Below are 19533 nucleotides of genomic sequence, written 5' to 3' on the forward strand. Positions count from 1 at the left end.
TCAGCCCGTGTTGCGCACCCCGGCCGCGATGCCGTTGATGGACAGGTGGATGCCGGTCTTGATGCGCTCATCAGTCTGGCCTGCGCGCCAGCGGCGCACCAGCTCCACCTGCAGATGGTGCAGCGGATCGATGTAGGGGAAGCGATGGCGTATGGAGCGCGCCAGCGCTTCGTTGTGGGCCAGGCGCTGCTTGTCGCCCGTGATGCGTGCCAGCGCATCGACGGTGCTGTGCCACTCGGCCTCGATGGCGCTGAAGATACGGCGGCGCAGGCGCGCATCCGGCACCAGGTCGGCATAGCGCGAGGCCAGGTTCAGGTCGCTCTTGGCCAGCACCATGTCCATGTTGGACAGCAGGGTACGGAAGAACGGCCACTGGCGGTACATCTTCTGCAGCAGGGCCAGCTGGGCCTTGCCATCCTTGCCCGGCTGGTCGATGAAGGCCTTGACCGCGGCGCCAAAGCCGTACCAGCCCGGCAGCGTGAGCCGGCACTGGCCCCAGCTGAAGCCCCAGGGAATGGCGCGCAGGTCCTCGATCTTCTGCGAGGGCTTGCGCGAGGCCGGGCGCGAGCCGATATTCAGCTCGGCAATCTCGCGGATGGGCGTGCTGCTGAAGAAGTAGCTGGTGAAGCCGGGGGTCTCGTACACCAGGGCGCGGTAGGCGCCCATGCTGGCGTCGGACAGGAAGGCCGCCGCATCCAGGAAGGCGCGCGTGGCCGGCTTGGTCGGCTGCAGCAGCGTGGCCTCCAGCGTGGCGGCCACCAGGGTCTCCAGGTTGCGCCGGCCGATCTCGGGGTTGGCGTACTTGGAGGCGATCACCTCGCCCTGCTCGGTGAGGCGGATCTGGCCACGCACCGTGCCCGGAGGCTGGGCCAGGATGGCCTGGTAGCTGGGGCCGCCGCCCCGGCCCACCGTGCCGCCGCGGCCATGGAACATGCGCAGGCTGATGCCATGGCTGTCGGCCAGCTCGTCGAACAGCTCGACCAGCGAGATCTCGGCGCGGTACAGCTCCCAGTTGCTGGTGAAGATGCCGCCGTCCTTGTTGCTGTCGCTGTAGCCCAGCATGATGTCCTGCTCGCCGCCGCTGCGCTGCACCATGGCCGCGACGCCGGGCAGCTGGAAGTAGCGGCGCATGATGGGCGAGGCGCTGCGCAGGTCGCCAATGGTCTCGAACAGCGGCACGACGATCACATCGCAGATGGCGCCGTCGTCCAGCGTGCCGCGCAGCAGCCCGGCCTCCTTTTGCAGCAGCAGCACTTCCAGCAGGTCGCTGACCGATTCGGTGTGGCTGATGATGCAGTGGCGTATGGCCTCGGCGCCCAGGGCCGCGCGCAGGCGGCGCGCGGTCTCGAAGATGGCCAGTTCGCCGCGCGCATGCTCGGAATAGTCGGCGCCCACCACGCGCAGCGGCCGCGCCTCTTCCAGCAGGCGCACCAGCAGGGCGCACTTGGCATCTTCCTGCAGGCCCGAGTAGTCGGGCTCCAGGCGCGCGGCAGCCAGCAGCTCGGCCACCACTTCCTCATGCTTGTCCGAGCTTTGGCGCAGGTCCACCGTGGCCAGGTGGAAACCGAAGACCTGCACGGCGCGCATCAGCGGCCGCAGACGCTGGGGCGCCAGCACCTCGCCGTGGTTGCGGCTCAGGGAATCATCGATGACGCGCAGGTCGGCCAGGAACTCCTCGGGCGAGGCATAGGCGTTCTGCGGCGCCACGGCGTGGCGCGCGGCCTCGCCGCCCGTCAGGCCCTTGAGCGTGGCCGCCAGGCGCGCGTAGATGCCGGTGAGCGCGCGGCGGTAGGGCTCGTCGGAGCGGTGCTCGTTGGTGTCGGGCGAGCGCTCTGCCAGCGCCTGCATCTCGGTGGACACATCGGTCAGGCGCTGTGACAGCGACAGCTCGCCGCCCAGGTAGTGCACCTCGCGAAGATAGTGGCGCAGGGCCACGTCGGCCTGGCGCGACAGCGCCAGCTCCAGGCTCTGGGCCGTGACATTGGGGTTGCCGTCACGGTCGCCGCCGATCCAGTGGCCCATGCGCAGGAAGCTGTGCACGGGCAGGGTGTTGCCCAGCTCCTGCTCCAGTTGCGCATACAGCTTGGGGATCTCGCGCAGAAAGGTGGCTTCGTAGTAGGACAGCGCGTTTTCGATCTCGTCGGCCACGGTGAGCTTGGAGTAGCGCAGCAGGCGCGTCTGCCACAGCTGGCTGACACGGGCGCGCAGCTGGGCCTCGTTGCGTTCCAGCTCGCGCGGGGTGAGCGCGTCCTTGGCGCTGTTGTACAGCTGGGCGCGGGCCACGATGTCCTCGCGCGCGGCCAGCAGTTGGGAGATGTCGCGCTCGGCCACCAGAATGCTCTGGCGCTGCACTTCCGTGGGGTGGGCCGTGAGCACGGGTGCCACATAGCTCTTGGCCAGCGTCTGCGCCACGGTACCGGCCGAGATGCCGGCCCAGCGCAGGCGCGCCAGCGCCACTTCGATGCTGCCTTCCTGGGTGTTGCCCGCGCGCTCGTGCACGGCGCGGCGGCGGATGTGGTGGCGGTCCTCGGCCAGGTTGGCCAGATGGCTGAAATAGGTGAAGGCGCGGATCACGCTCACCGTCTGGTCCGTCGTCAGGCCCTTGAGCAGGCGCTTGAGCGCGCGGTCGGCGGTCTCGTCGGCATCGCGGCGGAAGGTCACCGACAGCTGGCGCACCTGCTCGATCAGCTCGAAGGCCGCCACGCCTTCCTGCTCGCGGATCACATCGCCCAGAATGCGCCCCAGCAGGCGTATGTCCTCGATCAGCGGCAGGTCCTTGTCCGTCTTGCGGACAGGCTTGTCATCACGCCTGTCATCTCGCGCATTGCTCTTGCGGGGGGCGGTGGCCATCAACGAATCTCCTGGAATCGGTCAGCGTATCGGTTTGCTTGGGCTTCGGTCCTGGTGCCGGGTTTACTGCGGCGCAGCATGCTAGCATCCCGCGCTCCCCCCGAGGCACCTGATGAACACCAAACCACTTCTCCCCCACTCCATCGTGATCGCCACGCGCGAGAGCCAGCTGGCACTGTGGCAGGCCGAGCATGTCCAGGCGCTGCTGCGCGCCCGGGGGCATGAAGTGGAATTGCTGGGCATGACCACCAAGGGCGACCAGATCCTGGACCGCACGCTGTCCAAGGTCGGCGGCAAGGGCCTGTTCGTCAAGGAGCTGGAAGTGGCGCTGGAAGAAGGACGCGCCCACATCGCCGTGCACTCGCTCAAGGACGTGCCCATGGAGCTGCCCGAAGGCTTTGTGCTGGCCTGCGTGATGGAGCGCGAAGACCCGCGCGACGCTTTTGTCTCCAATCGCTACGCCACGCTGGCCGAGCTGCCGCAGGGCGCCGTCGTCGGCACATCGAGCCTGCGCCGCCAGGCACTGCTGCAGGCCCTGCGCCCCGACCTGAAGATAGAGCCGCTGCGCGGCAACGTGAACACCCGCCTGCGCAAGCTGGACGAAGGCCACTACGACGCCATCGTGCTGGCCGCCGCAGGCCTGATGCGCCTGGGCCTGGCCGACCGCATCCGCGCCAGGTTCGAGCCCACCGGCATGCTGCCGGCCGCAGGCCAGGGCGCGCTGGGCATCGAGGTGCGCGCCGACCGCCAGGACCTGATCGACGCGCTGGCCCCGCTGGCCCACCAGACCACCTGGCTGACCGTGACCGCCGAGCGCGCCGTCAGCCGCTGCATGGGCGGCAGCTGCTCCATGCCGCTGGCGGCGCACGGCACATTCGACGGCCAGCAACTGCGCCTGGACGCGGCCTGGGGAGACCCGGAAGGCCGGCTGCCGCTGGTGCAGGTGCACGCCGACGCCACCGTCACCGACTTCGCCAGCGCCGACGCGCTGGGCCAGCACGTGGCTGCGCTGCTGCAGGCGGCCGGCGCCCAACCGGCCCCCAAGCTCTAGACGGCACGCCCACATGCCACCGCGCATACTCGTCACCCGCCCGGCCCATGACGCAGCCGCGTGGGTGGATGCGCTGCAGGCCCGGGGCCTGCCGGCCCAGCCGCTGGCGCTGATGGCCATAGGCCCCTGCCGCGATGCGGCCACGCAACAGGCCTTGCAGGCCGCCCGCAACGCGCTGCGCGAAGGCCCAGGCTACCGCGCCGTGATGTTCGTCAGCGGCAATGCCGTCCAGCATTTCTTCGGCACCGACCCCGCACGGCTTGCGGCCTCCACCCGCGCCTGGACGCCCGGCCCCGGCACGGCCCAGGCGCTGCTGGCCCTGGGCATTGCGCCAGCACAGATCGACGGCCCGCCACCGGACGCCGCCCAGTTCGAATCCGAAACGCTATGGCAGCGCGTGCATGACCAGATCCATGCGGGCGACCGCGTGCTCATCGTGCGCGGCGACAGCCAGGCAGGAGCGCCCAGGACCGTGCCGGCCACGGCAGGCGCCGGCCGCGATTGGCTGGCCGCCCGACTGCGCGAGGCAGGTGCCCAGGTCGAAATGCTGGCCGTCTACCAGCGCGAACTGCCTGCCTGGGATGCAGCCCAGACGGCACTGGCACGCCAGGCGGCCGAAGATGGCTCGCTCTGGCTGCTCAGCAGCGCCGAATCCGTTGCCAACCTGCAACAGCTCTTGCCGGGCCAATCGTGGCAAAAGGCGCGAGCGCTTGCTACGCACGAGCGAATCGCCGCCCAGGCCAAGCAACTGGGATTCGGATATGTCAAGCAATGTCGGCCGGCTCTGGAGGACGTGGTTGCGTCGATAGAATCGACGCCATGAGTTCCGACGCAGCGCAAGACCGCCCCACCCCGCAGGACCTGACGCCCCCAGCCTCCGCCGCAGCATTCGCTGCCGGCTCCGCCCAAAGCAGCCCCGCTGCAGACCTGCGCAGCGGCTCCTCTGCCCTGGTCCTGGGCGTGGGCGCCGTGGCCGTGGCGGCGCTCATTGCCTGCGGCATGCTCTGGCAACGCCTGGGCAATATCCAGGAACAATTGGCCCGCCAGTCCGCGCAGTCCGGCTCCCAGTCGGTCGAGGCCCGCACCCTGGCGCGCGATGCCCAGGACCTGGCCCGCGACAGCGCGGCGCGCACCTCGGTCATGGAGGCGCGCATTGCCGAGCTGTCGCTGCAGCGCACGCAGCTCGACGAACTCCTGCAAAGCATGTCGCGCTCGCGCGACGAGAACCTGGTGGTGGACATAGATTCCTCCATCCGCCTGGCCCAGCAGCAGGCCGAGCTGTCCGGCAGCCTGCAGCCGCTGGTGGCCACGCTCAAGAACGCCCGCCAGCGCATAGAGCGCGCCGCACAGCCCCGTCTGGCTCCCGTGATGCGGGCGCTGGACCGCGACCTGGAGCGGCTGGCCCGCATGAGCGTGACCGACACGGCCGGCCTGCTCACCCGCATCGAGGATCTGGTGCGCCTGGTCGACGAGATGCCCCTGCTCAACGCCGTGGCCCAGCCACGCGCCAGCCGCCATCGCGGCGTGGCCGGCCAGACGGCCCGCCAGCCCGAGCCCGCCCCCATCGAGGGCAGCCCCACCGAGTGGAGCTGGTGGCAGTCCTGGGGTGAGCGCGGCTGGACGGCCGTGCGCGAAGAGGCCCAGGACCTGCTGCGCGTCAGCCGCATCGACCACCCGGATGCCATCTTGCTGGCGCCCGAGCAGGCCTATTTCCTGCGCGAGAACCTCAAGCTCAAGCTGCTGAACTCGCGCCTGGCCCTGCTGTCGCGCCAGTGGGATGCGGCGCGTGCCGACCTGGCCGCCTCGGGCATGGCCGTGAACAAATACTTCGATCCTGCCGCGCGCCGCACCCAGATCGTGCAGGCCCAGCTGCAGCAGATCCAGGCCAATCTGCGCACCACCGAACAGCCGGCGCTGCAGGAAACCCTGGCGGCGCTGGCAACAGCCGCCGCAGGCCGCTGAGCAGCCGGGAGACAGACGAATGCGCGCTGCACTGTGGTTGATCGGTTTGTTCGGCATGGCCGTTGCGGCCGCATTGTTCGCGGGCTCCAACCAGGGCACGGTGACCCTGTTCTGGGCGCCCTACCGGCTGGACCTGTCCCTGAACCTGGCCATTGCCATCATCGTGCTGGCCTTCGTGCTGCTGTATGCCGCGCTGCGCGCCCTGGCCGCGCTGCTGCAGATGCCGCACCAGGCACGGCGCTGGCGCAGCCAGCAAAAAGAGCGCGCCATGCACCACAGCCTGCTGGAAGCCCTGTCGCACCAGCAGGCCGGCCGCTTCCTGCGCGCACGCAAGTCGGCACTGGCAGCGCTGGCGATGGAGGAATCCCTGGCCGAGGCCCATGCCGCCGTGCCACACGGCACGCGGCTGCGTGCGGCCGCCCACATGGTGGCCGCCGATGCCTCCCACGCCCTGCAGGACAGCCCGCAGCGCGACCACCACTGGCGCGAAGTCCTGGCCAATGCACCGGCCCAGGGCAATGCCCAGGAGCAGGAAATGCGCGAAGGCGCCCAGATGCGCGCCGCGCGCTGGGCCCTGGACGACCGCGACGCAGCTGATGCGCTGCGCCGCCTGGCCGAACTGCCCCAGGGCGCGGCACGCCGCACGATCGCGCTGCGCATCCGCCTGAAGGCCTCGCGCCTGGCAGGCCAGACATCGACGGCGCTGGACACGGCGCGCCTGCTGGCCAAGCACCGCGCCTTCTCGCCTGCGGCCGCCGCCAGCGTGGTGCGTGGCCTGGTGCTGGAGAGCATCAACGAGGCACGCGACACCACGCAGCTGCAGCACTTCTGGCTGTCGCTGGACGGTGAGGAACGTGCCATGCCCGAGATCGCGCTGCCGGCCGCATCGCGCCTCATGGCCCTGGGCGGCGAGGCCGCGCAGGCCCGCGCCTGGCTGCTGCCCGTGTGGGAACGCCTGCTGTCCCATGCCGGCCCGCGCAGCGAATCGCATCTGCCGCGCTTGGTCCAGGTGCTGGAGCCCTGCCTGGACGGGCTGGACGGCACCTGGCTGGCACGCATCGAGGCGGCCACCAACAGCCATCCGCGCGAACCCCGCCTGCAGTACCTGGCCGGCATGGCCTGCGTGCAGCGTCAGCTCTGGGGCAAGGCCCAGCAACTGCTGCTGCGCGCTGCGCCCCATCTGCAGGAAAGCGCACTGCGCACCCGTGCCTGGCAGCGCCTGGCCCTGATGGCCGAGCACCGGGGCGATGCCGACGCAGCCGCAGCCGCATGGAAGCAGGCGGCGCAGGCCGTGGTCATGCTGCCCGCCGATCCCGCCCGGCCCTGAACTCGTGCAGCCCGCGCGTAACGCGGGTGCTGCGGGTACTGCGGGTACCACCGGTGGTGCGGCCTTCATCTTTTTTGAATTGAGCCGTCAATACCGCTGAACTCTTTTGGATTTGCCGCTTCCTACACTGCACGTTGTCCGCAGTGCACGAAGTTCTCGCAGAGCGCACCGCACCCTTTTTGCCATCCAGGGCCCCTTCACAGGGGCCCTGAACGGTTCCAAAGCCTGCCGCCATCCATGACAGAGTCCTCAGCCCGCGCCAACGCGCCAGCAAAATCCTCCTCCAGAGCCACGCGCTATACCGGCGTGGCCATGGCCGCCCACTGGGTGCTGGCACTGGGCCTGATCGCCGCCCTGGGCCTGGGCTGGTACATGACCGGCCTGCCGTTCTCCCCCTCGCGCCTGAAGCTGTACAACTGGCACAAGTGGCTGGGCGTCACGCTTTTGACGCTGAGTCTGCTGCGCCTGCTCTGGCGCGTCACCCACCGCCCGCCCGAGCTGCCGCCCGCCGTGGCCCGTGCCATGCCGCAATGGCAGCACTGGGCCCACAACGGCACCCACCACGCCATGTACCTGCTGTTCTTCGCCGTGCCCCTGCTGGGCTGGGCCTACAGCTCGGCGGCCGGCTTTCCAATCGTCTTCCTCGGCATGCTGCCCCTGCCTGACTTCGTGAGCGCCAGCCCCGAACTGGCGGAAACCCTCAAGCCCCTGCACGGCTGGGCGGCCTGGGCCCTGGTCGTGCTGATTGCCATGCATGTGGGCGCCGCCCTCAAGCACCAGTTCATCGACCGCGACGGCCTGATCTCCCGCATGCTGCCGGGCCGCGCCTGAACCTTTCGCCAACCTCTCGCCAGCCAGGGCCGGTGTCCATCCGGCCCCAGCCACCCCTGACCGGACCTTCCCGACCCCTAGGAGTCTCGCCATGCGCTTTTCCTCCACGCTGACCACCATCGCCCTGGCCGCTGCGGCCCTGGCTTCCCAAGCGGCACTGGCCGAGCAAAAGCTCGTCCCCGCCCAGAGCGCCGTGAACTTCACGGCCAAGCAGATGGGCGTGCCCCTGCAGGGCCACTTCAAGAAGTTCGATGCCCAGGTCCAGTTCGACACGGCCAAGCCCGACACCAGCAAGATCCGCTTCACCGTGGACACCGGCAGCGCCACCATGGGTGCCAAGGAAACCGACGCCGAACTGCCCAAGGCGGACTGGTTCAATGTCGCCAAATTCCCGCAGGCCGTGTTCGACTCCACCGCCGTCAAGGCGCTGGGCGGCGGCAAGTACCAGGTGGACGGCAAGCTCAGCATCAAGGGCCAGGTCCAGAACGTGAGCATTCCCGTGCAACTGGCCCAGTCCGGCACCACGACCACGGCCACCGGCACGCTGCCGCTCAAGCGCCTGCAATTCAAGATCGGCGAAGGCGAATGGGGCGATACCTCCATGGTGGCCGACGAGGTGCAGGTGCAGTTCAAGCTGGCACTGACCGGCGTGGGCAAGCTGTAAGCCGCGTCCCTGCCCAAGATCGGCCATTTTCTTTCCCGTTTCGTGCAACCCCAACCTAGGAGTTCTTTCATGCGCACTTCCGTGTTTGCCCTGGCCATTGCCGGCCTGTTCGCCACCGCTGTCCAGGCTGCTCCCGCAACCTACGCCATCGACCCGACGCACACCTTCGCCACGTTCGAGATCGACCACAACGGCGCCTCGACCAACCGCGTGCGCTTCGACAAGAAGAGCGGCACCGTGGAATTCGACCGTGACGCCAAGGCCGGCAAGGTCGAAGTCGTGCTGGAAATGGAATCGCTGAGCTCGGGCACCGCCGCCTTCGACAAGCACCTCAAGAGCGCCGACATCTTCAACGTGGCCAAGTTCCCCCAGGCCAAGTTCGTCTCCGACAAGTTCGTCTTCGACGGCGACAAGCTCAAGGAAGTCACCGGCCACCTGACCATCCTGGACAAGACCCAGCCCGTGACCATCAAGGCCAACAAGTTCACCTGCTACCCCAACGCCATGCTGCAAAAGCGTGAGACCTGCGGCGGCGACTTCGAAGCCGTGATCGACCGCACCGCCTTCGGCGTGAACTACGGCGTGGACTATGGCTTCCCCAAGCAAGTGCGCCTGGTGATGTCCATCGAAGCGGTCAAGCAGCAGTAAAACCGCATTCGCCGCAGTGCCTTTCAGGGCGCTGCCGCTCAAAGCCCGTGATCCGCAAGCCGGTCACGGGCTTTTTTTTGCCTTTTCTGAATTCCCGGAAAAGACCTTGCCAATGCCCTCCATTCGCACCCGCTCCACAGAGGTACAGCAAGCACATTGGCGGCCTTTGCAAATGCATCAAATTGATAGCGATTTCACGGTCATTGAGAAGTCGCAGCATAACGATTCCTCGGTATCGATAGATACAAATAGACATACTCCAAAAAACTTACTTTAAATTTCATTTTCCGATCACTCCCTGGCATTCACCCATGAAGCAGATCTCCATTGCTCCCGCCGTTGTCGCCGCCATTGCCGCCCATTCATTCCCAATGGCCGCCAATGCCCAAAGCATCACGGTCGCTCCGGCTGCCGCCGTCGCGGCAACCGCGATTCCGGTGGACAACCCTTGGAGTCTGTTGGCCCTTGCCATAGGGCTGGCCATGGCCGCCTGGCTGGTGCTGCGCAACCGGCAGCACCGGGCGCTCTTCATGGCGCTGTGCACCAGCGCCATCGTGTGCGCCACGCTGTGGCACAGCCCCGATCTGCGTGCCCAATTGACGGGCAGCTTTACCAACCCGGCGGGCGAGACACGGCCATTGCTCGTTGCGCAAATTGTCAATGGCGGCAATATCAATGGATTTTCTGCAGAAGATTTCACCAATGATTCCGGTGTAGCACTCAAAATCACCGCCATTCAGCCACCGAATTTGAATCAGTGTTTTCCCTCGGGCTTCACCCATCTCATGCCGCCAGGGGCACCGCCCGCATCGCCCCCGCCTCTTTGCGCCGTGGGCAACACCATTGCGCCCAATGGCACATGCCGGGTGAATGTGGAAACCATTTGCCGCGCCGAGGCAGCCCAGGCCACGGCCGGCGCCAGCCCCACCACGCTCAGCGTTCCCGGCGCGGGCCTGTCATTTGCCGCAGGCAGCACCGGCACGGTGAACGTCAGCAACAGCGGCGGCTCGGCAGCGCTCAATGTGCAGGCCACCATTCCCGCAGGCAGCGGCATCACCATCGCCTCCAACAGCTGCGCGGCAACGCTGCCTGCGGGCTCCAGCTGCGCCATCACCCTGACGGCACCCGCGGCGGAAGGCCCGACCACGGTCAGCATTGCCGGCAGCAACGCCGCAGCCACCACCACCCCGGTCACCGTGACAGGTGGCCCGGCCCCGACCACCACGCTGAGCATTCCCGCCACGCCGCTGTCGTTTGCGGCGGGCAGCACGGGATCGGTGACCATCACCAACAGCGGCGGCGCAAATGCGCTCAATGTGCAGGCCAGCATTCCTGCGGGCAGTGGCATCACGGTGTCCAACACCACCTGCCCTGCCGCCCTGGCACCCTCTGCCAACTGCACGATCACGTTGACCGCGCCCTCGGCGGAAGGTCCGACCGCCATCGGCTTCGGCGGCAGCAATACGGCGTCCACTTCCGTGCCGGTCACGGTGTCGGCAACCGGCACGCCCACCACGCTGAACATTCCTGCGACGTCCGTGTCCTTCGGAGCGGGCGGCGCCGGCTCGGTGACCATCACCAACAGCGGCAGCGCACCTGCGCTCAATGTGCAGGCCGGCATTCCAGGGGGCAGTGGCATCACGGTGTCCAACACCACCTGCTCCGCCATCCTGGCTTCCTCGGCCAGCTGCACGATCACGCTGACAGCCCCCTCGGCGGAAGGCCCGACCCCCATCGGCTTCGGCGGCAGCAACACGGCTTCCACGTCCGTGCCCGTCACGGTGACGACTGCCGTCCTGCCCGCCACGCTGACCATTCCCTCGGCGTCCCTGTCCTTCGGAGCGAACGGTGCTGGCTCGGTGACCATCACCAACAGCGGCAGCGCACCTGCGTTCAATGTGCAGGCCAGCATTCCGGCGGGCAGTGGCATCACGGTGTCCAACACCACCTGCGCCGCCATCCTGGCTCCCTCGGCCAATTGCACGATCACGTTGACTGCCCCTTCGGCCGAGGGCCCGACCAACATCGGCTTCGGCGGCAGCAATGCGCCCGCCGCTACCGCACAGGTCACGGTCACCGCACCCGTCGCGCCAACCGCGCCTACCGTTCCCCCAGCACCCGTGCTGTTCGGCGCCTACGGCGCAGGCTCGGTGACCATCACCAACAACGGAACGGCGCCCGCGTTCAACCTGCGGGCCATCATTCCGGTCGGCAGCGGCATCACGGTGGCCTCCTCCACCTGCCCGGCGTCACTGCCGGTGGGCGCAAGCTGCACCATCACACTGACGGCGGCAGGACCGGAAGGCCCGACGAACATCGGCGTTGGCGGCAGCAACACGCCGGCCACGACGGTGCCTGTCACGGTGACGACCCCTGTCACGCCGACTACGCTGAACATTCCCACTGCCCCCGTGTCCTTCGGCACCGGCGGCGCCGGTTCGGTGACCATCAACAACAGCGGAAGCGCACCCGCGTTCAACGTACAGGCCACCATTCCGGCCGGCAGCGGCATCACGGTGTCCAACTCCACCTGCGCCGCCATCCTGGCCCCCGCTGCCAGCTGCACGATCACGCTGACGGCCGCTGCGGCCGAAGGCCCGACCGACATCGGCTTCGGCGGCAGCAACACGCCGGCCACGACCGTGCCGATCACGGTGACAGCCCCCGTCGCACCCACCACGCTGAACATTCCCACGACCCCCCTGTCGTTCGGCACCAGCGGCGCAGGCGCGATCACCATCGTCAACAACGGAACTGCACCCGCGTTCAATGTGCAGGCCACCATTCCGGCCGGCAGCGGCATCGCGGTGTCCAACACCACCTGCCCCGCCATCCTGGCCCCCGCTGCCAGCTGCACGATCACGCTGACGGCCACTGCGGCCGAAGGGCCGACCGCCATCAGCTTCGGCGGCACCAACACACCGGCGACGACGGTGCCGGTCACGGTGACGGTCCCCGTCACGCCGACCACGCTGGACATTCCCGCCGCACCCGTGTCGTTTGGCACCAGCGGAGCGGGCACGGTGACCATCACCAACAACGGGCCCGCACCGGCGTTCAACGTGCAAGCCACCATTCCGGTCGGCAGCGGCATCACGGTGGCGTCCAGCACCTGCCCCATCTCCCTGCCCCCCGGGGCCGACTGCACGATCACGCTGACGGCTGCGGCCGCAGAAGGCCCGACCGCGGTCAGCTTCGGCGGCAGCAATACGCCCACCACGACCGTGCAGGTCACGGTGACGGTGCCCGTTCCCACGGCCACGCTCTCGATACCCAGCGCTCCGCTGTCGTTCGCTGCGGGCGGCTCGACAACGGTCCTCATCAGCAACACCGGCGCTTCTGCAGCCTTCAACGTGACCGCCACGGCGCCAGCCGGTAGCGGAATCACCGTGCAGTCGAACACGTGCGGTGCCGCACTCGCCTCTTTGGCCAGCTGCGGCATCACCCTGACTGCGGCCGCCGCCGAAGGCCCCACGGCCATCAGCCTCGGCGGCAGCAATACGCTGGCCACGACCGTGCCGGTCACGGTGACGGCGCCCGTCACGCCGACCACGCTGGGCATGTCCACCACGCCCGTGTCGTTCAACACAGGGACAACGGGCTCGGTGACCATCACCAACAACGGTGGGGCCCCTGCGCTCGACGTTCAGGCCACGATTCCGGCAGGCAGCGGCATCACGGTGTCGGCCAACACCTGTGGTTCATCGCTGGCAGCGGGGGCCAATTGCACGATCACGCTGACTGGAGCCACGCCGGAAGGTCCGACGGCCATCAGCTTCGCTGGCAGCAACACCACGGCAACGTCAGTGCAGTTCACCGTGACGGCGCCCAGCACCACGACCACGCTGGGAATCGCCGCATCGACCCTGACGATTGCTACTGGCGGCACGGGCTTCGTGACCATCACCAACACGGGATCGAATGCCGCCGCCAATATCGGCGCCACCATCCCCGGCGGCAGTGGGCTGTCCGTTTCCGGCAACACCTGCGGGCTGTCGCTGCCGGCCGGGGGGACTTGCACGGTGACCTTCACCGCAGGTTCGGACGAGGGGCCGACCAATGTCACCATCCAGGGCAGCAACACCGACACCGCAGCCTTGTCGATCACGGTCTCGGGTTCCATCGACATTGGCGCCTACCACCTCGATGGCAGCTGTGGTGTGCTTGGCGTCCTTGGCCCCGGCTTCACCCTCACTGCAGGCTCTGCGCCGCTTCCCGTCGGCACCACGGTGACCATCATCGGTTCGGGAGTTGCCAACATCGGTGTGTTCAGTGTGACGGGAGGCACAGCCAACGTGTCGGTACTTTCCCCAACCTCCCGCCAGGTCACCCTGACCTCGGCACTGCCGGCAGGGGCCACGATCGCGTTCAGAACCACGCTGTCCATCAGCGTCGCCTTCACGCTGAATGGCTCGACGACGCTGCCCAACGGCTATGCGGGCACAGGCGGGAAGCCCGCTGGCAGCGTGAGTTCCACGCTCATTCTCTGCAGCGCCACCTGATTGCAGGCGCTGCGGCAACACCCGGAAACCTCAGCGTCGGCAAGGCGGGGCCTCGAAGGCCCCGCCTTTTTTCTGTCCATCCCGCACCACGCCTGCCAGCCTGCGCACCCCTTGCTCTATGGCCTCCGGCTGCAGGCTCGCATAACCCAGGACCAGCCCGGCGCAGGACTGGCGGCGATGGGCATCACCGGCCGCATAGAGCGGCGAGATGGGACGAACGCCCACGCCACGCTCTCGCGCCAACCGCACCAGGGCAATCTCATCGCGCTGATGCACGGCAGGCACCCAGGCCACCACATGCAGGCCGGAGGCCGAGCCTTCGACCTGCACCGCGCCCGGCAGGTGCCGCTCCAGCGCCTGCAGCAATGCCGCCCGCCGGCCTTCGTTGCGACGGCGGGCAGCGCGCACATGGCGCTCGTAGCTGCCGTCCTCGATCAGCGCGGCCAGCACCAGCTGGTCCAGGCGCGGTGCATGCCGGTCGGCCAGCCGCCGGGCTTCCCGGAACACGGGCACCAGGGACGGCGGCAGCACCAGGTAGCCCATGCGCATCTGCGGCGACAAGGCCTTGGAGAAGGTGCCGACATGGATGACGCAACCCACCTCGTCAATGGACTGCAGGGCGTCGATGGGGCGCAGCCCGTAGCGGAATTCGCCGTCGTAGTCGTCCTCCAGAATCCAGGCACCCGTGGCGCGCGCCCAGGCCAGCAGTTGCTGCCTGCGGCCTATTGGCAGCACGCCGCCCAGCGGAAACTGGTGCGAGGGCGTGACATAGGCCAGCCGCGCCTGGCGCCCGGCCAGCGCCGAGGTATCCAGGCCCTGTTCATCGACGGCCATTTCCTGCAGGCATGCGCCCTGGGCCTCGAACACGCGGCGCGCCATCAGGTAGCAGGGCTCCTCCATCAGCACGGTCTCGCCCGGATCGACCAGCACGCGTGCGCACAGGTCGATGGCCTGCTGCGAGCCCTGCACCACCACGATCTGTTCGGCCGAACAGACAAGCCCCCGCGCCCTGCGCAGATAGCCTTGCAGCGCCATGCGCAGCGCCGGCTCGCCTTCGGGCGCGTCGTAGGACAGGGAAGACTGGCGCTGCACGATGGCGCGGTTGTAGGCGCGCCGCCAGGCCAGCGTGGGAAAGTCGTCAAAGGCCAGGGCGCCGTAGAGAAAGTCGATCGGGGCCGGCCCACCATCGCCTGCTGCCGGCGGCAGGGCTGACGCCAGCGCATCCACCCGCTGCCCATAGGAAGACAGCCGGGGACGGTCATGCTGCTGGGCCGCTGACGGCATGCTGCGCGCACGGCTGCGCTGCGCCGCGCCAGCCGCCACGCGCGCCCTGCTGCCTGGAGCGGTCTCCAGATAGCCTTCGGCCGCAAGCTGCTCGTAGGCCGCTGTGACGGTGGTGCGCGACACGCCCAGGTCCAGCGCCAGGGCGCGGGTGGAGGGCAGGCGTGCGCCCACGGCCAGGCTGCCGTCGGCCACCTGTGATTTCAGCCATTCGTGCAGGGTGCGGGCGCCGGGCGCTGCGCCGGCGTGGCGGGTGAAAGCGGATTTCAACTGGCCTGCCAAAAAATCATAAAACTGGATTTTTCATTGTGCCAGGGATGGTGGATAGTCCGGTTTCCCCCGATGCCGGCACACCAGCCCAGGAAGCGCCCATGTACACGCCCGCCCATTTCTCCCTCACCGATTCCGACAGCCTGCACGGCCTGATCCGCAGCCACCCCCTGGGCACGCTCGTCACCCAGGCCAACGGCGTGCTGGACGCCAACCACCTGCCGTTCCTGCTGGATGCGGACCCAGGGGAGATGGGCACGCTGAGCGCCCATGTGGCCCGCGCCAATCCCCTCTGGCACCAGTGCCGCGACGGCGCCGAGGTGCTGGTCGTCTTCCGTGGCGCCGAAGGCTATATCTCGCCCAGCTGGTATCCAAGCAAGCACGAGACGCACCGCCTGGTGCCCACCTGGAACTACGAGGCCGTGCATGTGCACGGGCAAATCAGCATCCATGACGACGAGAAATTCGTGCGCGGCCTGGTCGGGCGGCTCACGCGGGTCCATGAGGCATCGCAGGCCCAGCCCTGGAAGATGTCCGACTCGCCGCGTGAATTCATCGACGGCATGCTGCAGGCCATCGTCGGCCTGCAGATCCGCATCACCCGCCTGGAGGGCAAGGCCAAGCTCAGCCAGAACCGGCAGGCCCGCGACCTGGAAGGCGCCATCGGCGCGCTGCGCGAGCGCGGACAGGAGCCGCTGGCCGGTGCCATGGATGCGGCGCCGCGCATCTAGCGCCAGCCACCCTCATACAGATTGCCAACCACCGATGTACACATCCACCTTCACCTTCGCGCCGGGCGAATACGACGCACCATTCCATGCCCTTGACGGCCGGATCGCCGAGATCGCCCGCGCCATCCCCGGCTACCTGGGCGAAGAGGCCTGGGAGAACCCCGCCACAGGCCTGGTCTCCAACGTCTACTACTGGCAGACCTGGGAGGCGCTGCAGCAACTGATGCGCCACCCTGCGCACCTCGAAGCCAAGCAGCAACAGGCGCGCTGGCTCAAGGGCTACCAGGTGGTGATCGCCCAGGTGGTGGGCAGCTACGGCGACGGCGGCATAGCGCACCCGCTGGCCACCGCTGCGCAAGGCACTGCGCACCCGGCTCGCTGACCGGACCCGCTTTTGGCCCGATGATGGCGGCCATGCGATGGCGTTTTGATCCTGTTTCCCTGGCGTGGGCGGTGGCCCTGTTTGTCTTGCTCGTGCTGCTGGCCACCGTCGGCGCGCGCTGGGGCTGGGTGCGCAGCTTCTTCGGCGACGTGTTGGCCGTGGCCTGGGTCTATGCCGTGTTCAAGACCGTGATCGCCGCGCGCGTGCTGACGCTGGCATCGGCCGCGCTGTGCGTGGGCCTGCTGGTGGAGCTGGGCCAGTTCCTGGCATCGACCTTCCAGTTGCACATTCCCAACCGCGCTTTGCGCATCGTGCTGGGCAGCACGGCCGACTGGTGGGATGTGCTGGCCTATGTGATGGGTTTTGCAGCCGTGCTGGCGGTGGAGGCTGCGTTCCGTGGCCGCAGGCGCCCCGTCTTCACGGTATAAACCCACAGCGGTCCGCTACGGCTCTGGAACAAGCTCCTCGACAACGGATCCGCAGTGGATTTTCAGCCGCCCATAGTGGGACAGCTGCAAGAACAGATGCTGCGCCCTTGCTGACGAAGGCCTCTTCGTATCCCGCTGCAGCACTTCGCAGCGGTCCAGGCAGTCATCCATCTCTGCGGCTGCGTCGCGCTGGACGTTGGCAAAGTACGCCTGCACGGCAGGAAAGTTGACGATCCGCTCCAAGCGAATGGCTACCCTGGCCTGCGGCTTGTCGAACACGGCATAGAGAAAGAAGCACAGTTCCACGCTCCGGGCCGCCACATCCAGGCGCACCTGCTCCAGCAATCCATCGTGGTACTGGTACTGCAATCGATGGCTCCGTGCCGGATCAGGCCCGTACAGCGCAGCCGCCGGCCTTGAGCACCCGCTTCGTTGAGGCCGGATACCGCTCCAGCTTGTCCGCCGGCCGGCGCGGCCTGGCCACCAGCTCGCCACCGCAGTTGGGGCAGGCGCCGTGCAGCACATGATCCGCACAGCCGGCACAGAACGTGCACTCGAAGGTGCAGATGCGAGCCTCGGCAGACTCTGGCGGCAGGTCCTTGTCGCAGCATTCGCAGTTGGGTCGAAGCTCAAGCATCGGTGCACTCCGGGTGGGGTCCATGAAGACTGGCATCCTAGTGGATGTGCTCTGCCGCGGAGCGATCCTCGCTCTCCATCTGCAGCGTCGTATGGTGCAGGTCGAAGCCGGCCTGCAGCCTGTCCTCGATATCGCGGCGCACCTGCTCGCCGTCCGCGCCGGGCAGCAGCACCACATGGCCGGTCAGCATGGGCTTGCTCTGCGTGACCGCCCACAGGTGGACATCGTGGATCGCTGCCACGCCCGCCGTGCCCGCAATCGTCTCGCGCACCGCCTGCAGGCTCATCCCCGAGGGCACGCCTTCCAGCAGGATGTTGATGCACTCGCGCAGCAGGGTCCAGGTCCGCGGAAACACCATGAAGCCGATGCCCACGGCCACCGCCGAGTCGATCCACCGCCAGCCCGTCAGCCAGATCAGCGCGGCACCGGCGAGCACGCCGACCGAGCCCAGCATGTCCGCCCACACCTCCAGGTACGCGCCTTTCACGTTCAGGCTCTCGTCCTTGCCACCCGACAGCAGGCGCATCGAGAGCAGGTTGATCACCAGCCCCACGGCCGCCACCGCCATCATGCCCAGGGACTGGATTTCTGTAGGCGCCGACAGCCGGCGGTAGGCCTCATACAGGATGTAGAAGGCCACGCCCAGCAGCACCAGCGCATTGATGGCGGCGGCCAGGATCTCGAAGCGCGCATAGCCGTAGGTGCGCAGCAGGTCGGCTGCCTTGCGGCCGGCGCGTATGGCCACCAGGGCCAGCAGCAGCGCCATCGCATCGGTCAGCATGTGCATGGCGTCGGAGATCAGGGCCAGGCTGCCCGTGACCATGCCGCCGATGATTTCCACCACCATGAAGGTGCCGGTCAATCCGAAGGCAAACCAGAGGCGGGATTCCGGCAGGGCACGCACGTCGCCGTGCTGATGGCTGTCGCTCATGAGATTCCTTGACTTGAAAACGGTTGTGAACAGAGGGCCGCTGCACCGATGGCATCCATGGCAGGCAGGGGCACGGACCTCCATGAGAAAGCGTGAAGTGACTTGAAGGTCAAGTGCTGGAGGCAACTCGCACCGCAGGTCGCCCGGACACCGTAGCGCGCATATCCCTGCATCCATCGCAACATTTCATTTAGGTAAATTGATTACGAATAGTAGAATCAAAACATCCACCAAGGAGACATTCGATGAACACAAGCGCCCGTCCCGACCTGTCCACACTGCCACCGCCCGCCGCCGTGCAGCAGCTGCACCACTACGCCTACAAGGCCCGCGATGCCGAGGAGACCCGCCACTTCTACGAGGACATCCTGGGCCTGCCGCTCTATCACATCATCCAGAGCGACTACGTGCCCAGCACGGGCGAGTACTGCCCCTACACGCACTTCTTCTTCCGCCTGAAGGATGGGTCGTTCATCGCCTTCTTCGACATCGGCGACGACGAAAAGGCCCTGCCCTCGCCCAACACGCCGCTGTGGATCAACCACATCGCCTTCCGCGTGGACACCGTCGAGGAACTGGAGAACACCAAGGCCCGCCTGGTGGCGCATGGCATCGAGGTGCTGGGCGTGACCGACCACCACATCTTCAAGAGCATCTATTTCTTCGATCCCAACGGCATCCGCCTGGAGCTGTCGGCCCAGCTGGCCGACGAAGTGCAGATGGCGCGCGAAAGCACCACCGCCCACGCCCGCCTGAACGAGTGGACGGCACGCAAGGAGCAATGGCGCAAGGAACGCGCCGAAGGCAAGGCCGCCCAGCCGCTCAAGCCCCAGAGCAACGACCGGCCCGAGTTCGTGCCCGATGCGGCCTAGAGCGTGTTGTGCACTTTAGAGTGCACAACACGCTCTCAATAAAACCCGGCGAACAGGCAGGCGGACGGGGTCGGTAGAATCCCCGTCAAACCGTCATCCATTTCGCATATGCAGACGGCATCCCTTCAACGGATGCCGTTTTCATTTGCCAAACGCCATTCGCACA

Annotated in this window: 18 protein-coding genes and 1 pseudogene; 13 read left to right on the forward strand and 6 right to left on the reverse strand. The window is 67.6% G+C overall.

Annotation, left to right across the window (positions count from 1 at the left end):
• Entirely contained in the window at nt 1-2850 is a 2850-nt protein-coding gene (ppc, locus tag A4F85_RS13565) for a phosphoenolpyruvate carboxylase (protein ID WP_013803627.1), read from the reverse strand.
• A gap of 112 nt (nt 2851-2962) precedes the next feature.
• Here ppc and hemC point away from each other — a divergent pair, with 112 nt between their 5' ends.
• The 7 genes from hemC (at nt 2963) to A4F85_RS13600 (ending at nt 9333) form a co-directional block, all read left to right on the forward strand.
• Nucleotides 2963-3901, forward strand: coding sequence for a hydroxymethylbilane synthase (hemC, locus tag A4F85_RS13570; protein WP_013803628.1), 939 nt, complete (start codon nt 2963-2965; stop codon nt 3899-3901).
• 13 nt (nt 3902-3914) lie between these two features.
• The gene (locus A4F85_RS13575) at nt 3915-4724 is read left to right on the forward strand and encodes a uroporphyrinogen-III synthase (RefSeq protein WP_063326879.1); all 810 of its coding nucleotides are present in this window, start codon (nt 3915-3917) and stop codon (nt 4722-4724) included.
• Nucleotides 4721-5863: a uroporphyrinogen-III C-methyltransferase gene (locus tag A4F85_RS13580; protein ID WP_063326880.1), complete on the forward strand. Its 1143-nt coding sequence runs from the start codon at nt 4721-4723 to the stop codon at nt 5861-5863. Before A4F85_RS13575 ends, A4F85_RS13580 begins: the two co-directional genes overlap by 4 nt.
• Before the next feature lie 19 nt (nt 5864-5882).
• Complete coding sequence (locus A4F85_RS13585) at nt 5883-7190, forward strand: heme biosynthesis HemY N-terminal domain-containing protein (RefSeq protein WP_012204152.1); 1308 nt, start codon at nt 5883-5885, stop codon at nt 7188-7190.
• Between the two features lie 237 nt (nt 7191-7427).
• A complete protein-coding gene (locus tag A4F85_RS13590) occupies nt 7428-8021 on the forward strand; it encodes a cytochrome b (RefSeq protein ID WP_063326881.1) in 594 nt (197 codons plus the stop codon).
• Between the two features lie 91 nt (nt 8022-8112).
• Complete coding sequence (locus A4F85_RS13595; RefSeq protein WP_034391259.1) at nt 8113-8685, forward strand: YceI family protein; 573 nt, start codon at nt 8113-8115, stop codon at nt 8683-8685.
• 69 nt (nt 8686-8754) lie between these two features.
• Nucleotides 8755-9333 (forward strand): YceI family protein, encoded by a 579-nt coding sequence (locus A4F85_RS13600; protein ID WP_012204149.1) that lies wholly within the window; start codon nt 8755-8757, stop codon nt 9331-9333.
• Here A4F85_RS13600 and A4F85_RS30635 read toward each other — a convergent pair.
• Nucleotides 9320-9553, reverse strand: a complete 234-nt coding sequence (locus A4F85_RS30635; protein WP_156517024.1) for a hypothetical protein — start codon at nt 9551-9553, stop codon at nt 9320-9322. The two genes, A4F85_RS13600 and A4F85_RS30635, sit on opposite strands and share 14 nt — an antisense overlap.
• 151 nt (nt 9554-9704) lie before the next feature.
• On the opposite strand from A4F85_RS30635, the pseudogene A4F85_RS31435 reads away from it, so the two are divergent.
• A pseudogene (locus A4F85_RS31435) lies at nt 9705-10148 on the forward strand (midcut-by-XrtH protein); the annotation flags it as partial.
• A gap of 57 nt (nt 10149-10205) precedes the next feature.
• Nucleotides 10206-13835, forward strand: coding sequence for a beta strand repeat-containing protein (locus tag A4F85_RS13605; protein ID WP_231890547.1), 3630 nt, complete (start codon nt 10206-10208; stop codon nt 13833-13835).
• Between the two features lie 30 nt (nt 13836-13865).
• Here A4F85_RS13605 and pdxR read toward each other — a convergent pair whose 3' ends face one another.
• Entirely contained in the window at nt 13866-15386 is a 1521-nt protein-coding gene (pdxR, locus tag A4F85_RS13610; protein WP_063327979.1) for a MocR-like pyridoxine biosynthesis transcription factor PdxR, read from the reverse strand.
• A 101-nt stretch (nt 15387-15487) separates the two neighbouring features.
• Between pdxR and A4F85_RS13615 the strand changes: the two genes are divergently transcribed.
• Genes A4F85_RS13615 through A4F85_RS13625 form a run of 3 tightly spaced genes read left to right on the forward strand, consistent with a single transcriptional unit; the run spans nt 15488 to nt 16927 of the window.
• On the forward strand, nt 15488-16117 hold the full coding sequence (locus tag A4F85_RS13615) for an FMN-binding negative transcriptional regulator (RefSeq protein ID WP_063326883.1): 630 nt from the start codon (nt 15488-15490) through the stop codon (nt 16115-16117).
• A gap of 34 nt (nt 16118-16151) precedes the next feature.
• The gene (locus A4F85_RS13620) at nt 16152-16499 is read left to right on the forward strand and encodes an antibiotic biosynthesis monooxygenase family protein (protein WP_013803636.1); all 348 of its coding nucleotides are present in this window, start codon (nt 16152-16154) and stop codon (nt 16497-16499) included.
• 20 nt (nt 16500-16519) lie between these two features.
• Entirely contained in the window at nt 16520-16927 is a 408-nt protein-coding gene (locus A4F85_RS13625) for a ribosomal maturation YjgA family protein (RefSeq protein ID WP_063326884.1), read from the forward strand.
• 15 nt (nt 16928-16942) lie between these two features.
• Here A4F85_RS13625 and A4F85_RS13630 read toward each other — a convergent pair whose 3' ends face one another.
• Genes A4F85_RS13630 through A4F85_RS13640 form a run of 3 tightly spaced genes read right to left on the reverse strand, consistent with a single transcriptional unit; the run spans nt 16943 to nt 18495 of the window.
• Entirely contained in the window at nt 16943-17296 is a 354-nt protein-coding gene (locus A4F85_RS13630) for a hypothetical protein (protein ID WP_063326885.1), read from the reverse strand.
• A gap of 19 nt (nt 17297-17315) precedes the next feature.
• On the reverse strand, nt 17316-17564 hold the full coding sequence (locus tag A4F85_RS13635) for a DUF1272 domain-containing protein (RefSeq protein ID WP_012204142.1): 249 nt from the start codon (nt 17562-17564) through the stop codon (nt 17316-17318).
• A 37-nt stretch (nt 17565-17601) separates the two neighbouring features.
• A complete protein-coding gene (locus A4F85_RS13640; protein WP_063326886.1) occupies nt 17602-18495 on the reverse strand; it encodes a cation diffusion facilitator family transporter in 894 nt (297 codons plus the stop codon).
• Between the two features lie 245 nt (nt 18496-18740).
• On the opposite strand from A4F85_RS13640, the gene A4F85_RS13645 reads away from it, so the two are divergent.
• Entirely contained in the window at nt 18741-19367 is a 627-nt protein-coding gene (locus A4F85_RS13645) for a VOC family protein (RefSeq protein ID WP_034391240.1), read from the forward strand.
• Nucleotides 19368-19533 lie beyond the last annotated feature (166 nt).

The organism is Delftia sp. GW456-R20 (assembly GCF_001622915.1).
In the GTDB taxonomy this organism is placed as follows: domain Bacteria; phylum Pseudomonadota; class Gammaproteobacteria; order Burkholderiales; family Burkholderiaceae_C; genus Comamonas; species Comamonas acidovorans.